Below are 15,642 nucleotides of genomic sequence, written 5' to 3' on the forward strand. Positions count from 1 at the left end.
TGATATGTTAAAAAATATATCTATTTTTTCAGTTGGAGGAATTTCATGTACGCTATAATAGAAACAGGCGGAAAACAATACAGGGTCTCCGAGGGAGACGTCCTGAAGATAGAAAAGGTTGAAGAAACAGGCGCTGTCACCTTTGATAAGGTCCTGGCTGTCTCTGACGGAGACAAGCTTTCTGTCGGCAACCCGTTCATTTCATCTGCAACAGTGACTGCCGATGTTGTCAGTACCGGCAAAGGGAAAAAGGTCCTCGTGTTTAAAATGAGGCCGAGGAAAAATTACAGGAAAACAAGAGGGCACAGGCAGCCTTATACGGAAGTTAAGATTAAAGAGATCAAAGTTTCATAACTATATCTTGGAGGAAGTAACATGGCCCATAAAAAAGGCGTAGGAAGCTCACGGAACGGTCGCGATAGTCAATCACAACGCCTCGGTGTAAAAAGATACGGCGGCGAGCTTGTGAAGGCCGGCAATGTCCTTGTAAGGCAGAGAGGCACAAAATTCCATCCCGGCTTTAATGTAGGCAAGGGAAGCGACGACACACTTTTTGCCATGGTCGGCGGGATTGTGAAGTTCGAGCGCAAGGACAAAGACAGACAGCAGATAAGCGTTTATCCGGCAGCAGAGCAAAGCGCGTAGCTGCAAAAAAACATATTAGCAATTCTAAAAGGCGGATTTTTGTCCGCCTTTTTTATTTTTTATCTTAATATTCTGTATCCTATATTCAAAAGAACAAAGATATTAAAAGAAAATTAATCTTAAAGGAAATGAATCCGCAGATGTCGCCGATTGCACGGATAATAATTTAAAATTAATATGTGTAAATCTGAGTTATCTGTGGATATAGAAAATGCAATTCATCGATCAGGTTAAAGTTTACGTTAAAGCCGGTGACGGCGGCAGAGGCTGTATAAGCTTCCGGCGGGAGAAGTACGTTCCCAAAGGCGGGCCCAACGGTGGCGACGGCGGCAGGGGCGGACACATAATCTTTAAGGCCGTGAGCAATTTAAACACCCTTCTGGATTTAAAATACCAGCAGCAGTACCGGGCTGAAAGAGGCGAGCATGGAATGGGCAAAGACATGCACGGTAAAAACGGAAAAGACCTTACCATACCCGTGCCTCCGGGCACGCTTATAAAAGATGCCGACACAGGGGAAGTCCTGTGCGACCTCACAACCGAGGGGCAGGAGTTCTTCGCCGCAAAAGCAGGCAGGGGCGGACTCGGCAATGCGCATTTTAAAACCGCCACAAGACAGGCCCCGATGTTTGCTCAGCCCGGAGAACCCGGTGAAGAAAAAAACCTGGTGCTGGAATTAAAGCTCCTTGCCGATGTGGGTTTAATAGGCCTGCCCAATGCAGGCAAATCCACATTGATATCCGCGCTCTCCGCGGCAAGGCCCAAGGTTGCGGACTACCCTTTTACAACTCTCATTCCCGTGTTAGGCGTTGTCAAACATGAAGATTTCAGAAGCTTTGTGATCGCCGACATTCCCGGACTCATTGAAGGCGCGCACAAAGGAGCAGGGCTGGGATTCCAGTTCCTGCGCCATGTGGAAAGGACATCCATTCTGCTTCATCTCGTTGACATATCCGAAATGGCGGAGGGAGACCCCGTGGAGAATTTCGAAAAGATAAACAAAGAGCTTGAACTCTACAGCCCTGAACTCATGAAGAAACCCCTGTCGGTTGCCGGGACAAAGCTCGATATAAAAGGCGATGGGGAAAGACTTGACAGGCTCGCGCGATATTGTGAAGATAAAGGCTATGATTTTTTCCCGATATGCGCAGTGACTGGAAAAGGGATAAAAGAGCTTTTGATGCATCTTGGGAAAAAAGTAGAGGAGTATAAAAAGTAGGAGTTGTGACCCTGAAGCTGCAGGTTTATGAGAGGGGCGGTAATAAGAGGGGAAAATTCTGCTACAGCTCTGATCAAATCTTGAAACGTCCCGGGCTTGAAGACTTTGAAGGCGAATAGCCAATTCAGTTGCTTATCCTGAAAGATGGAGAAGTTTGTTTTGCAATCTTTTCAAACTAATGCCTTTGGCTTACAATGATATGTACTTTACCTGAGAAACGTAATGAAAAATGATATAGCCAGGGACCCCGTAATAATTATTAAAATTTTGGCAAAATCTATTAGTTCTTTAAATGACTTTTTTGACCGGGACCCATCTGCGGCGTAATTGGAACATTCTAATAGATTTAAATCGTTTCTAACTTCCTTTAGAAAAACTGTCATTTGATGCCCCCTTTTTGAAAGTTCGATTCTGTCTTCTCATCTTTTTTGGATGAGTTAATTAAATTTTATAACTCAAGAAATATGCCAGCATGATTGAACAATATAAGTTTATTTTTTTATCAAACAAAATAAATGGTTAGGTCATAAAGAAGGGATAATTAAAATTTTCAGGAGGCGTTTATATGTGCCATGGCACAAGAATTCATTGTCACAAATGTGTGCCATAGCACAGCCCTGATCATGTGTCATATTGTTTCGCAATCAGGCATATAGGCAGCACATTCTACTTTTGCGGCGTCTCCCGCGTGAGGGCGTTTTTGACGATCTGTTTTATCTCTTCATGCATCACCGGCTTAACAATATAATCATAAGCTCCTGCACTTAGCGCCTCTTCAGCTGTTTCCAGCGACGCATATGCCGTCATTACCACAACTGTCTGCTCCGGATTTTTCTCTTTGATCCTCTTTATCAGCTTTATCCCGTTAAGGCCCGGAAGTATGATGTCGGTGATTATCAGGTCATACTCTTTTTCTTCCAGCATGTTGAAGGCGTCTTCAGCGGAGTTGACCGCGTCAACGGTATAGCCTTCCCTTGTGAGCACCCTCTTCAGGGATTCACACAAGGTCTCTTCGTCCTCAACGATGATTAGCCGTTTCTCCATGTATTCTCCATTGAGCCTAAAAAAACATTTATCCACAGATTGACGCAGATTATCACAGAGTAGAGACGATCCGCCGGGTCGTCTCTACACCTTTTGGATGATAAACAATATGTGTTTATTTATTTCATTGTCTTTATCTGTGAAATCTGTGGATATACTCTTAATTTTTCATGCCTCATATTGTTTTAGGCAGTCTTATTATAAATGTTGTTCCCTTTCCCTTTTTGCTCTTCACGTTAATTGTGCCGTTATGGTCCTTTATTATGCCATAGCAGATACTCAAACCGAGCCCCGTGCCTTTACCCGGGGTCTTTGTCGTGTAGAAGGGGTCGAATATCCGGTCTAAAACTGAATCTTCTATCCCGGCCCCGGTGTCGCTGAAGATTATCTCGACAAAGCCGTCCGTCTCTTTTATGGAAACAGCGAGCGTCCCGCCTTCAGGCATCACATCAAGGGCGTTGAGTATGAGGTTGAAAAAAACCTGCTGCATCTGGTCGGGATTTACTTTCAGGGGCGGGATACTGTCGACATCAAGCTTCATGCGGATGTTCTTGAACCTTTTATCAAAGCTCACCAGGCTGATGGTCCTGTCGAGTATCTCGGCGATTTTTATATCGGTCTTTTCCGACGCGGATATCCTGGCAAAATCCCCGAGGCTCCTGACAATCTTTACAATCCTTTCAATATGGCTGTTGATGGTCTTCAGCGACTCCTCTGTAAAGCTCACGTCCTCCGGCGAATCGAGCTTCATCGACCTGATCTCCTGAACAAGGGAGGATATGGAAGCAAGGGGGTTTCCTATCTCATGGGAAATGCCCGCTGTCAGCCTGCCGATGCTGGCGAGTTTTGAAGAATGCAGGAGCTGCTCCTCCATTTTTTTCTTCTCTGTTATGTCCTCGATGATCACAACAAATCCTCCGGACGGGTCTTTGAGGGGATTGATGTTTATCTTGAACGACTGCATCGCTGCGGTCTGCACTATCATCTCGCCGAGCATGTTCTGTGTAAACAATTCCCTCTTGATCCAGGGCAGCAGATTTAGTACGGACGTGTTAAAGGCGGAAGAATTTTTTATGCCCGTGATAGTTTCCATTTCCCTGTTCCAGTACTTCACCATCAATAAAGAATCAACGGTCACAATGCCGACCGGCGCGCTCTCGATTATGTTTTCGCTGAATTCTTTAAGATACGCAAGGTTCCTGTTTGCCTCCGCAAGCTCCTGCCTCGAAAGCCTGAGGGTGTCGGTTATTTGTTTTATGGAGCTTGAAAGCTCTCCCCTTTCCCGCTCGGTAAGCGTCAATTTGTCCTCCAGGATAATCGCGGCGATTGGAGAGCCCAGCGCCCCGGACAATATTTTCTCAGCCTCGTTCCTCATCCTGATGAGGTCGTCCTGGGAAATGGGATCCCTCTGAATATTATTGCGTGCAATAAAAACCTCAATGAATTCTCTTGACTCTCTCTTCCCGATATACTGGCCAAGGACATCCTCTATTTGCCTGATGCTGTAAATGCCTCTTGCGGGCAGCATCCTTGAAGAATGCGATTCGACAAACCTGAAAGCCTGCCTCTCCTCTTCGCTGTCCTGTGAAGTGAATATTGAAACACCTACGTAAAGCAAGACGTTCAAAAGAAGCCCCCAGAACAGCGAGTGGCTCCAGCGGTCCATACCTTCAAGGCCGAAGAGGGCTGTCGGGTTTAGAAGTTTCGAGTGGAACACGCCTCCCCAAAAGCCTTCGTGCTCGATGATGCCCGCCCGCATCAGGGCCGGTATCATGAGCGTATACATCCATACGCTGAAACCCGCAAGGATGCCGGCGATGGCGCCTTTTTTGTTGCCGCCCTTCCAGAAAATGCCGAACAGCAGAGGGGGCGCAAAGATTGTGACAGCTTCAAATGATTTAAGCCCGATGTCTACGAGGCTGTAAAAATTCCCGATATAGATGGCAAAGGCATAGCCTAAAAATACAAGCCCGATAATGATGACCCTCCTCGTATTCAGGATCATTGCATAAAAACCCTTCATTGCGTTCATCCGCCAGAGAGCGGGCATCACAAAGCTGTTCATCACCATAGTGCTCAGCGCAAGCGATTCAACGATCACCATGGCAGTGGCCGCCGAGAAACCGCCGATGAATGCAAAGAGCGCAAGCAGCGGCATGCCCCTGTTTAGAGGGATGCTGAGGACAAAAAAGTCCGCGCTTTGCTGCGGCTCGCCGAGCAAAAGCCCGCCGTAAGCAATGGGCAGGACAAAGATGTTGATGAGAAAAAGATAAAGGGGGAACAGCCACATGGCTTTTTTAATGTGCTCATGTGAAGAGTTTTCAACAACAGACACGTGAAACTGTCTCGGCAGAAACATAATAGCCATCATCGAGAGGAACGTCAGGGAAGTCCATTCAGTAAAACTCACGTTTGAATCCTGCCCAAGGAGCATAAGATTTGAAAATTGCGAATTCCTTATCTTCTCGAATATGCCGCCCACTCCGTCAAACAGCCCGTAGGTCACAAAAAGCCCGACGGATATGAAGGCCACGAGCTTTATCGCCGATTCAAAGGCAATGGCAAAGATAAGGCCGCCGTGACGCTCTGAGACGTCAACCTTTCTCGCCCCGAAAAAGATCGCAAAGACGCCTAACACGAGTGTGATAAACCATCCCGCGAAATGGCTCCCCTCCGGTTCACCCGAAAGGATAACGAAGGTGGTCATGACTGCCTTGAGCTGCAGTCCGAGGTACGGCGTTATGCCTATAACGGCAACGAGGGTCACGAGGGCTGAAAGGAAAAGCGAGTTGCCGTAGCGCGACGCTATGAAGTCCGACATCGTAGTGATCCTGTTCTCTTTGCAGATGTAAACGATCTTTCTCAGGACCACCCACCACAGAGCGGCCATGAGAGTGGGGCCTATATAAATCGTCAGAAAGCTCAGGCCCGCGTTTGCCGCCTTGCCAACGCTGCCGTAGAAGGTCCACGACGTGCAGTAGACCGCGAGGGAAAGCGAATACACATAAGGGTTTGATACGAGATTGCTGCCTTTGCGCTCTTTCCTTTCAGCGTAATAGGCGATCAGAAAGAGCAGCACCAGATAGGCGAATATGATGGAGATCAGGACCGCGGGAGAAAACAATCATCCTCCATTGTTTCTCTTTTTTGAGTATATGGTTGCAAAGAAGATCAGGCCGATAAAAATAAGCCACGCCACGAAAAAATATTTCGACAGATCGTATTTGAATATGCTGATGACGGGCCAACTGAAAAGGACAGCCCCGAGGACAAAAAGAAATATCCAGATATCCCTCTTCATATACGGGATATTATAGCAGAAGAGCAGAAGTGCAAAAGAGCAATAGCGCAAAAGTTAAAAAAATAAAGTCCCTGTCGTTTTTTACTTCTGCACTTTTGCTCTATTGAACTTTCGCACTTTTGCACTTTTGCACTTTTCAAAAATTCTGTTGCATTTAATGGCCTTAAAAATTACAATAAAGCAATTCCATTATTAGGGTTGCTCTTATGACTCTCTTTAAAAAGATTGCTGACTATCTGCGGCTGATAAAATTCTCGCATTCCATCTTTGCGCTTCCTTTCGCGTTTACTTCAGCGATAATTGCCGCGGGGGGCCTGCCGTCCCTTGATCAGATATTCTGGATCACGGTTGCGATGGTGAGCGGCCGGACCGGCGCGATGGGCATGAACAGGATAGTTGACAAGAACATCGACGCGCTTAATCCGAGGACCAGAAACAGGGAGCTCCCAAGGGGGGTCATAAAAACATGGGAGGCCTTTATCTTTACTGCCATTGCGTTCGCCCTCCTGCTGCTTTCCGCTTACAAGCTTAATCCCCTCTGCTTCAAAATTTCGCCGCTGTTCCTCCTGGTGCTTTTTTCTTATTCATATACGAAAAGATTCACATGGCTTTGTCACATCGTCTTGGGAATCGCGCTTTCACTCGCCCCCCTGGGCGCGTGGATTGCCGTGAAGGGGACTTTCGACACAGAGATACTGCCGCTCTGTTTCGCGGTCATGTTCTGGGTCGCGGGCTTTGACGCGCTTTACGGCCTGCAGGACATTGACTTCGACAAAACACACGGCATCTATTCCATCCCGAGCATCTTCGGCGTAAACGCCTCGCTCTGGACTGCGCGCGTATTCCATATAATCACCATAGGGCTGCTGTTAAGCCTGATACCTATTTTTAAATTGAACGGTTTTTATTTATTCGGGGTTTTACTGGCCACAGGGCTTCTGCTTTATGAGCATTCACTCGTTAAGCCCCATGACTTAAGCAAGCTCAACATCGCCTTTTTCAATATGAACGGCTACATAAGCGTCACGGTCTTTGTCTCCACCCTGTTTAATTACGTGATACCTTTATAGCCTGTTATGCTCTTTGCCCTATGCTTTTTCTTAAAGGAAGCGAAATGAAAACGAAGAACCTGATACTTCTCATTTGTCTTTTTTTACTGTCAACAATTTCCGTAAACAAGGTCTCGGCCCAGCCTTTGCCCAAACGTGTTTATATAACCAACGTCGGCAACAATACGGTCTCGGTCCTTGACACATTAAAGAATGAAGTAGCGATGACCCTGAGAGTCGGCGTATGGCCTTCCGGTGTAGCTATCGATCAAAATACCGGCCGGATGTATGTCGTCAATTCAAATCCCGGCGACAGCAGCATCTCCGTTATCGGTTTAAACAGTAATTCGGTGCTGTCAACGATAAAGGTAAGCAGCAGCCCCATGCATATAGTAATTGATTCCGCTGCAAGGCTTGCATATGTGACCCATCCCGAAAACAAGGAGCGGATTATTTCGATAATAGATCTTGAGAAAAACACAGTTGCCGGGAAAATAAAGGTTGGTATGGGCGCCTTTGACGCGGGCATTATCGGTGATAAGCTTTATGTCAGCAATTCAGGCGATAAAACGGTTTCGGTCATCAGTACACAAAGCAGGACAGTAACAAAAACTATAAAGGTCAATGAGACGCCGCTCGGCGTAGCCGCAAACCCTGTCAACCGGAAGGTGTACGTGGCCAATCACGGCAAAAATACAGTTACCGTCATCGATGCCGGAGAAGACAGGGTCTCAGCAACCATAGAGGTTGATAAGAAGCCCTGGCACATAGGAATTGATCCATCAAGGAACATGGCCTATGTTACCAACAGAGGCTCTAACACCGTTTCGGTCATAGACACCGCAGCTAATAAAGTCATAGATACAATCAGGGTGGGCAGGGAGCCGATCGGCATAGCTATAGACAGCAATAAAAATAAAGCATACGTGGTCAACCATGCGGACAGCAGCGTATCAATAATCTACATGAGGACCAATGAAGTTACCGGCACGGTAAAGCTTGGGCTTACCCCGAACAGCCCCTACTCCGGTTCCCCGTGGGGCGCTGCCGTGTTTTAAATCATCCGCAGATGACGCAGATGACCGCAGATTTAAAAAATTTGATTAACTTATTCCTTGCTTTGCTCCAGAAACGTATGTCTGCCATTATACCGTGACCGGACGAGATTAATCTGTGTAAATCTGTGGATGATATTCAATCTCTGATTCTAAGATACAAAACACTGCCTGTTATGCCGAAGACGATCAGCCCGATCCACGGGGCAAACCAGGCGGGCAGGGCGCCTGTGTTGCCGAGCGCTATGCTGACGGAATAGATCAGCCAGTAGGCCACGCTTACAAGTACCCCTATGCCGGCGGCCTTGATGCCTCCGCCCAGTCTTGAGTTTAAAGCGAGGGCCACGCCAAAGAGGACCATGATAAAATTTATCGCGGGATAGGAAAGTTTTTCATAGAGGCGCACTGCGTATCTCAGGTTTTTAAATCCGGCCCTCTCAAGCCTCGTGTAATAAGAGTAAAGCTCGGCAAAATTCATCTCCGCGGGTTTTTTCATTTCATCGTCGAACATTTTGGGCTCCTCGATCGCGGAGGATATGAGAGAATCATATTTCCTTGACGTGTTGGCGGTGAAATCAAAGACGGTCACGTTTTTTAGTTTCCATACCCCGTCTTCCCACACAGCCTCCGCGGCTTCGGTCCTCTTTTCCAGAACAAAAGAAGGATTAAAACTGAATATGCTCGTTTTTAAAATTTTATTCTGGTCTGCAACAAAACCATCGATACGGACCAGGCTTTTATCAATGCCCTTCAGCCACAGGGCGCCTTCCCTGAAACTGATCCTGGGCGATTCTTTCAGGATCTTCACCTTCCTTATCCATGCCGCTTTTCTGGCAGCCGCAGGCACTGCCGTCTCGCCTAACAACAGGGCGAGCAGGCTGAAAATGACCCCGATTAAAAGAAAACCCGAAAAGAGTCTCTTCGTGCTGCACCCTGAGGCCTTGATGATCAAGACCTCTCTCCATTTTGAGGCCATTCCGATAGTCATGAGGACGGAGAAAAGAGAGGCAAACGGAAGGGCATACAACATAACGCCCGGGGCCTGCAATAAGAAATACTGGCCTATCAGGTGAGCAGGGGCCTTGTGGGTGTAGAACTCGTTTATCTTGTCAAAAAACTCGGCAACGATCGCGATACTCGTAAAACTCAGAAGGAGAATTACCAGATACCGGATGAATTCTTTTAAAAAGTATTTCCTTAGAATTTTCATGATGCCTAAAATTTCCTGATCGGCTTGTCCATATATGCCCTGTAAAAAAACAGCACCGTAAGGGCGCTGAAAAAAACGTTGGGGGCCCATTCTCCCACAAAAGCAGGAAGCTTCCCGGCCTTCACAAAAGATTCGCCCGTTATAAGAAGCAGGTAGTAAAGCATAAGCACCGACATGCTCATGGAAAAACCGCCGAGGCGGCCTACCTTTCCGATCCTGCCGGAGAGCGCCGGTCCGAGAATGCCGAAAATTATACAGGTAAACGGCAGCGCCAGCCTCCTGTGCAGTTCTATCGCCCACGAAGTTGAGCTTCCGCTTTCCTTCCAGAGCTTGCCGGTTTTTATCTCTTCGGGCTTTGCCTTGTCCATCGGATCTAACCCTGTCATAAGCACCAGATCAAAAGTTGAAAATATAATTTCCGATGAACTGTTCCCCGAGTATGTGTGTATCAGTCCTTTGTTCATGGTCAGTTTTATCTGGCCTTCACCGGGATTAGAGGTCAATACGCCGTTCTCAGCGACGATCACTACAGGGTCTTTGAATGTTTTATCACCCTCCCTGTAGACAAAGATCCCCTTCAATTCGTCTTTACCGGGTATTCCCTTCACATAAATGACCGTGTCCTTGAATACATCGGAGAATGTCTCCTCCTCAAAGGTCATGGAGGCCTTTTTTACTATCGTCTCATATAATGTCTTTTTAAATGCAAACATGCCGCGCGGCAATAAATAAATGCTGATGAATAAAAGGACCATGCAGGACAAGACCGAGAGGATAACGGCGGCCCTGGATATCCCCCAGAAACTCATGCCGCTTGCCTTTAATACAACTATTTCACTGTCAGCCGCCATTCTGCCGTATGTGAGAAAGACTGCCATGAGCAGCGACATGGGGATGGAAAGCAATAAAAGCGAGGGCTGGATATACACAAATATCTTGACGATGTCCAGAATGTCCGCCCCTCTCCCCATGAAGAGCCTTGACAGCCTCACGAACTTTTCCATGAATAGTATCACCGAAAGGGAAAAGACTATGACGAGCAGGTTTACCAGGAGCTCTTTAAATATTTTTCTCTGAATAATCATTTCTTGCGCCAAGCAGTGTTCTACGGAATTCAATTATAACAACTAATGAAACCAAAAGGTAGGCAGCCTGAGCCTCTCTCTTGTAATCTCCGGCCCGTGTATGAGAGTATAAGAGCGTGATTGCGATCTCCCTTCAATCCGGAAGCAGCGGCAACTGTATTTACGTTGAGACAGGCGGCGTGAAGCTGCTGTTTGACGCCGGCATCTCCGGCATCGAGGCCTCCCGCAGGCTCGCCGCATTTGGACGCGATATCAGGGAAGTCGATGCCCTGATCATCTCACACGACCATTCCGACCACGCGCGTTACGCAGGTGTATATCAGAGGAAGTTCGGCCTGCCGGTCTTTATCACGCCGAAGACACTTGAAAAGGCAAATGAAAGAAACGGGTTGGGACGTCTGGACAATATCAACTGCTTTCGATCAGGAGAAATACTTCATTTCAACGGTGTGTCCATTCAGACCATCCCCTGCCCTCACGACGGGGTTGACGGCGTGGCATTTGTTGTCGCCTCCAGCAAAAAACAATTAGGCATATTGACAGACCTCGGACATGTATTTAAGGACCTCGTTTCAGCAATGGCATCGCTTGATGCGGTCTTCATTGAGAGCAATTATGACCCGGTGATGCTTGAAAGGGGGCCTTATCCCGCTTTTCTTAAAAGAAGGATACGGGGATTTCAGGGACACCTCTCCAATGCCGAAGCTGCTGAACTGCTTCTTCAGTCCGGCAGCCGCCTGAAATGGGCCTGCCTTGCCCATATCTCCGAGAACAACAACACTCCTGCCACAGCCCTCAGGACACACCAGAAAATTGTGGGTGAACGCCTAACCTTATACACCGCAAGCCGCTACAAGGCAACAGGGATATTCAGTTTGTAGTTTTACAATCAGCGATTTTCTTGTTCGATCTGCTTGAATGGTTTAGACGATCACAACCGAGTCTTTGGAGCCTTCATCATTGCGGACGAACCTGTCGGCATACCAGTCATTCTCCCAGCGCTGGCCGTCGATAAGATATTTAAATCTGTATCTTCTCTTGCAGAACAGCTCCAGGGTTATGACAAAGTCTCCGTTGTCGAGCCTGGTCATGGGCGACTTTGAAGCGTCCCAGTTATTAAACTCTCCCGCAAGCGCGACATTCTGTGAATTCTTTGCCATCTCCTTCAGCAGCCTGAAGGTGACCTTGCACTTTTTGCCGTCCCCGTTATACTGTTTTATAAAGCCCAATTTGTTCGGCAGCAGTAAAGCCTTCTTGTTTTTCTTTTCGGCTTCCTTATGGATCTTATATTCCCAGTCACAGTTGTACATATCGATCTCCGGGACATTTGAGGCGGAGAAGATCTTTGCCAGCGCTTCTTCCTGAACTGCCTTATCTTTCATCCTGAACTTGACCCCCGCGGAACATCTTTTCCCGTCCTGGTTCTTCCATAAAACATCGCCGGACAGTGAAACAGAGTCCCCTTTGCCCGGGAGGCCGATGAGCAGCTCCAGGTTTTCGTACATAATGAACTTGAAATCATCCGCATCCAGACCGAGGCCTTCGCATGAAATATTTGTCGTTACCCCGGTGGCGTAATCCGTGGCGCCGTATGTGGGCCTGAATATTACCCCGAGCTGCATGTCGAATCTCCTGAACTTTCTTTTGGTCTCTGGCATCGCTTCTCCGTGGTTAAATAGAAGACAGACATTCAGAAGACAGAAGCAAGACTACAAACTCCTTGCAAAGCCGGCGATCATGGCTGCTATCTCATCTGCTTCTGCTGTTAATCTGTCAAAATCACTTCGTTCACAATAAAATAGTTTTAAAGAAATTTCAAGACATGTCATTACTTCATAGATTGTGCTTCTTCATTGTCCCCCCCCTTTTTTTTCTGTCTTCTGCCAGTCTGCCTTCTGTCTTCTCCTTTCAGATCGTCTGTATATATTCGTTGACCTCTGACCTGACCCGTGCCGCAACGTCCTTTGTCGCGTCGGACAGCGCCTTCATGTTTTCCCATTTAATAGTGAAGACATAGTTGTAAATAAAATAATTTCTGAAGGACAGGTAGCCGGTCAATATCTGGAAAAGGTCCGGCGGCAGGATGCCGATCTCGCTGGATTTCCTGAGCACCTTTTCATGCCATTCAGGGGAATCCTGCACATCGAGTTTGTCAAAAAGCAGCATCTGCTTCAGGACCTTTTCAATGCCGCTGTATATATTTACGATAAAGGTCGCTATTGCCGCCTGCTCTGAAAACGTATACCCGGATTTTCCCGGCGAATAGATGGAAAAAAGTTCGCCGACAACCCTGTCTATGTTTGCGAATTCCTGCTCAAGGTATTTCTGAAGCTCATCTATTGTCATATTCCCTCCTAGACAAAGAAAAGTCCAAAGTAACAAAGGCACAGAGGCACAAAGGAATGAGAAAGCTTTGCGCCTTTGCTTCTCTATGACTCTGGACCTTCTTTATTCATTACAGCCTCCCAGATTTTATAATAGATATCAGCAGCCTTATTCCAAGCAGAAAGGCCACTAAAAATCCTATGGCCCCGATTGTCGGCAGGCCGAAGATCCTGCCGCCGATGTCCATATTGGATTGTATCAGCATTGACGAGCCCACGATAATGGCCGCGACAACTATGCTGAATGCGAGCCGGTTGCTTGAACGGTCTATGTCCCGTATCAGTTTATCCATCCCCACCGGGTTGATATTGATGCCTACCTCATCCCTGAGGGATTTTCTCAATAGCCTGTTTATCTGCTTCGGCGTATCAAACAGCAGGCGGCTCACGTCCGACAGGTTATCTTTTGCCTTCTCAAAAATGCCCTTTGGGCTCAGGCGTTTTTTTATCAGCTTTGCCGCGTAAGGGGCGGCGTATGTTATGGCATTGAAGCCGGGATCAAGCTGCCTGCCTATATTATCAAGGATCATGATGGTTTTGTTTATCAGCATCAATTCCGATGGCACCCTGAGCCCGTGTTTTATGACGAGATGAGTGAACAGCTCCAGATATTCCGGGAAATTCACCTCAGAGATCGTGAGGTCATAAAGGGGCTCTACGATATCAACGAGGTCTCTCTTCAGCGCCCTTTTGAATTCATCAAGGTCTACATCACCCGCCACCAGCCCCATGTCAATGTATATATCAATGAGGGCGTCAAACTTCCTGTTGTAAAGCGCAAGAAACGCCCCGGCGATGTTCTCCATCATGTCCGGCGTAAGCCGCCCGACTATTCCAAAATCAATAAGCCCTATCTTGCCGTCCTGCATAACAAAGATGTTCCCGGGGTGCGGGTCGGCATGAAAGAATCCGTCTTCAAATATCATCTTGAAGTAGGCGGCAACCCCCTTACGGGCCACTTCCAGCCTGTCAATGCCAAGCGCGTCAATCCCCGGCAGATCATCTATCCTCACGCCTTCAAACCTTTCCATTACGATCACTTTTTCGGTTGACAGATGGGAGTAAATTGTGGGGATGCAAATATCAGGGACTTCCGCAAAGTTCCTTTTGAACCTCTGGGCGTTTTTCGCCTCGGCAAAAAAATCCAGCTCCTTTTTAACTGTCTTTGAAAACTCGTTCACTATCCCCTCGGGATCAAAGAGCCTGCTTTCAGGGATATATTTGATCATGAGGCGCGCTATGACATTAAGGATGGTCACGTCATTGTCTATGATTTCACTGATGTCAGGCCTCTGCACCTTGATGATCACTTTCTCGCCGGTCTTGAGGACCGCGTTATGGACCTGCGCGATGGAGGCGGCAGCAATGGGAATATCTTCAAAATCCAGAAATACGTCATTGAGAGAAATATTGAGTTCGGACTCTATGATCTGGATTGCATGTTCCGGGGCAAAAGGCGGGACCTTGTCCTGGAGCTTTTTAAATTCATCCGCGTATTCTGTTGTTATCAGGTCAGGCCTGGAGGAAAGGATCTGCGCCAGTTTTATAAACGAAGGGCCTAATTCGCTGAAGGCCATCCTCAGTCTTTCAGGGATGGTGTGCTTCTCAAGTTTTTCCCAGCGCCTGAGGATCTTTAATTTTAAACTCAGGGGGAAGAACCGCTGGAGATTTACCTGCTCAATAAACTGTCCGAACCCGTGCTTGAGGAAAACATTGACTATATGCCTTATGCGCTTTATATTTTTATACGTCTGCCAGTATCTGAGAAGTTTTGTTATTGGCATTTAATATTTTAAGATGAAAATTAAGTTAACAGCTTTCTTTATGTTGTTGAGAATCAGCAAAATTATAACGCCTTTCTTTTTTTAATTATACCCTCAATTTCAGCCTTTGTCGCTATCATGAATTTATACTTCTCTCTTAATCCGCCCCGTATGTTACAGATGACGGATAACCTTTCAAATCTTCTGTATGCCAACTCAATGGATTTCATGATTTATTGTCTTTCATTTTCATAAATTGCTTTTAATATGTTTGAATAATTACAGATACTCATTTTCCAGATTTACGTTTTCCCTTGGGTCATCTCCAACCCCTGCCGATAAAGGAAAGGCACCCAGTAAACAGCTTTTCCATCCCGGATGATTTTCTTCCTAAACAACCCGATAGAGACAAGATCATCAGATATCCTTTTCCAATCTTTATCTAATATATTTCGCATAGCAGATTCAGTATATTCTGACTTGCCGCCAATAAACTTTTCTATATAATCCCAGAGATGAGGAAACTCTGCTTGTAAATATGTCTGCCGCTTTCTCGTTGAAAGCTCTTTCAACCCATATTGTAAAGCCAACTGGCCAATAACCCATTCGCATTCACCGTCAGTATTTGCCATGAAATCATCCTGCTGTCGTTGTTTTGCACGGCTTAGAAGGTCAATTACATCTCGCGGCGTAACAACACCTCTTCCATCAGCACACCGGTTGAAAGGATAAAAGGAACAGCAACTTGTCCCATTCCAATTATCTGTTGGTAGGCAGGATGCATTGAGATTTCTGTAATGGATGACAAATGAGCAGTCTCAGATTCCCATTCAAGTTTCAATATCTGAAACCGTACAAAAGAATCTTTCAATTCCTCCCCCCGGATT

The 15,642-nt window shown here is 46.7% G+C and carries 17 protein-coding genes; 7 read left to right on the forward strand and 10 right to left on the reverse strand.

Annotated features, from left to right (window positions below):
* Nucleotides 1-45: 45 nt before the first annotated feature.
* The 3 genes from rplU (at nucleotide 46) to obgE (ending at nucleotide 1,864) form a co-directional block, all read left to right on the forward strand.
* The gene (rplU, locus tag HZB61_11530; protein ID MBI5057232.1) at nucleotides 46-354 is read left to right on the forward strand and encodes a 50S ribosomal protein L21; all 309 of its coding nucleotides are present in this window, start codon (nucleotides 46-48) and stop codon (nucleotides 352-354) included.
* A 21-nt stretch (nucleotides 355-375) separates the two neighbouring features.
* Entirely contained in the window at nucleotides 376-645 is a 270-nt protein-coding gene (gene rpmA, locus HZB61_11535; protein ID MBI5057233.1) for a 50S ribosomal protein L27, read from the forward strand.
* A 211-nt stretch (nucleotides 646-856) separates the two neighbouring features.
* On the forward strand, nucleotides 857-1,864 hold the full coding sequence (gene obgE, locus HZB61_11540) for a GTPase ObgE (GenBank protein MBI5057234.1): 1,008 nt from the start codon (nucleotides 857-859) through the stop codon (nucleotides 1,862-1,864).
* A 666-nt stretch (nucleotides 1,865-2,530) separates the two neighbouring features.
* Here obgE and HZB61_11545 read toward each other — a convergent pair.
* Both HZB61_11545 and HZB61_11550 read right to left on the reverse strand, forming a co-directional pair.
* Complete coding sequence (locus HZB61_11545; GenBank protein ID MBI5057235.1) at nucleotides 2,531-2,908, reverse strand: response regulator; 378 nt, start codon at nucleotides 2,906-2,908, stop codon at nucleotides 2,531-2,533.
* A 175-nt stretch (nucleotides 2,909-3,083) separates the two neighbouring features.
* Entirely contained in the window at nucleotides 3,084-6,032 is a 2,949-nt protein-coding gene (locus HZB61_11550) for a PAS domain S-box protein (GenBank protein ID MBI5057236.1), read from the reverse strand.
* Here HZB61_11550 and HZB61_11555 point away from each other — a divergent pair.
* The 3 genes from HZB61_11555 (at nucleotide 6,001) to HZB61_11565 (ending at nucleotide 8,316) form a co-directional block, all read left to right on the forward strand.
* On the forward strand, nucleotides 6,001-6,225 hold the full coding sequence (locus tag HZB61_11555; protein MBI5057237.1) for a hypothetical protein: 225 nt from the start codon (nucleotides 6,001-6,003) through the stop codon (nucleotides 6,223-6,225). The two genes, HZB61_11550 and HZB61_11555, sit on opposite strands and share 32 nt — an antisense overlap.
* A 190-nt stretch (nucleotides 6,226-6,415) precedes the next feature.
* Nucleotides 6,416-7,279 (forward strand): UbiA family prenyltransferase, encoded by an 864-nt coding sequence (locus tag HZB61_11560; protein ID MBI5057238.1) that lies wholly within the window; start codon nucleotides 6,416-6,418, stop codon nucleotides 7,277-7,279.
* A 44-nt stretch (nucleotides 7,280-7,323) separates the two neighbouring features.
* Nucleotides 7,324-8,316 (forward strand): YncE family protein, encoded by a 993-nt coding sequence (locus tag HZB61_11565; GenBank protein ID MBI5057239.1) that lies wholly within the window; start codon nucleotides 7,324-7,326, stop codon nucleotides 8,314-8,316.
* A gap of 136 nt (nucleotides 8,317-8,452) precedes the next feature.
* Here the strand turns inward: HZB61_11565 and HZB61_11570 are convergent, their stop codons facing one another.
* Entirely contained in the window at nucleotides 8,453-9,523 is a 1,071-nt protein-coding gene (locus HZB61_11570) for an LptF/LptG family permease (GenBank protein MBI5057240.1), read from the reverse strand.
* Nucleotides 9,524-9,528: 5 nt separating this feature from the next.
* Complete coding sequence (gene lptF / locus HZB61_11575) at nucleotides 9,529-10,608, reverse strand: LPS export ABC transporter permease LptF (protein ID MBI5057241.1); 1,080 nt, start codon at nucleotides 10,606-10,608, stop codon at nucleotides 9,529-9,531.
* Between the two features lie 116 nt (nucleotides 10,609-10,724).
* On the opposite strand from lptF, the gene HZB61_11580 reads away from it, so the two are divergent.
* Nucleotides 10,725-11,489, forward strand: a complete 765-nt coding sequence (locus HZB61_11580) for an MBL fold metallo-hydrolase (GenBank protein MBI5057242.1) — start codon at nucleotides 10,725-10,727, stop codon at nucleotides 11,487-11,489.
* Between the two features lie 42 nt (nucleotides 11,490-11,531).
* Here HZB61_11580 and HZB61_11585 read toward each other — a convergent pair whose 3' ends face one another.
* The 6 genes from HZB61_11585 to HZB61_11610 all read right to left on the reverse strand — a co-directional run bounded on the left by HZB61_11585 (nucleotide 11,532) and on the right by HZB61_11610 (nucleotide 15,626).
* Nucleotides 11,532-12,266, reverse strand: a complete 735-nt coding sequence (locus tag HZB61_11585) for a PilZ domain-containing protein (protein ID MBI5057243.1) — start codon at nucleotides 12,264-12,266, stop codon at nucleotides 11,532-11,534.
* A 51-nt stretch (nucleotides 12,267-12,317) separates the two neighbouring features.
* A complete protein-coding gene (locus HZB61_11590) occupies nucleotides 12,318-12,437 on the reverse strand; it encodes a hypothetical protein (GenBank protein ID MBI5057244.1) in 120 nt (39 codons plus the stop codon).
* Between the two features lie 79 nt (nucleotides 12,438-12,516).
* Nucleotides 12,517-12,954 carry a hypothetical protein gene (locus HZB61_11595; GenBank protein MBI5057245.1) on the reverse strand — a complete coding sequence of 146 codons (438 nt, stop codon included), beginning with the start codon at nucleotides 12,952-12,954 and terminating at the stop codon, nucleotides 12,517-12,519.
* A 109-nt stretch (nucleotides 12,955-13,063) separates the two neighbouring features.
* On the reverse strand, nucleotides 13,064-14,776 hold the full coding sequence (locus HZB61_11600; protein ID MBI5057246.1) for an AarF/ABC1/UbiB kinase family protein: 1,713 nt from the start codon (nucleotides 14,774-14,776) through the stop codon (nucleotides 13,064-13,066).
* A gap of 281 nt (nucleotides 14,777-15,057) precedes the next feature.
* A complete protein-coding gene (locus HZB61_11605; GenBank protein MBI5057247.1) occupies nucleotides 15,058-15,387 on the reverse strand; it encodes a hypothetical protein in 330 nt (109 codons plus the stop codon).
* A 44-nt stretch (nucleotides 15,388-15,431) separates the two neighbouring features.
* The gene (locus tag HZB61_11610; GenBank protein MBI5057248.1) at nucleotides 15,432-15,626 is read right to left on the reverse strand and encodes a hypothetical protein; all 195 of its coding nucleotides are present in this window, start codon (nucleotides 15,624-15,626) and stop codon (nucleotides 15,432-15,434) included.
* Nucleotides 15,627-15,642: the final 16 nt, after the last annotated feature.

This window comes from Nitrospirota bacterium, assembly GCA_016214845.1.
GTDB lineage: Bacteria > Nitrospirota > Thermodesulfovibrionia > UBA6902 > UBA6902 > SURF-23.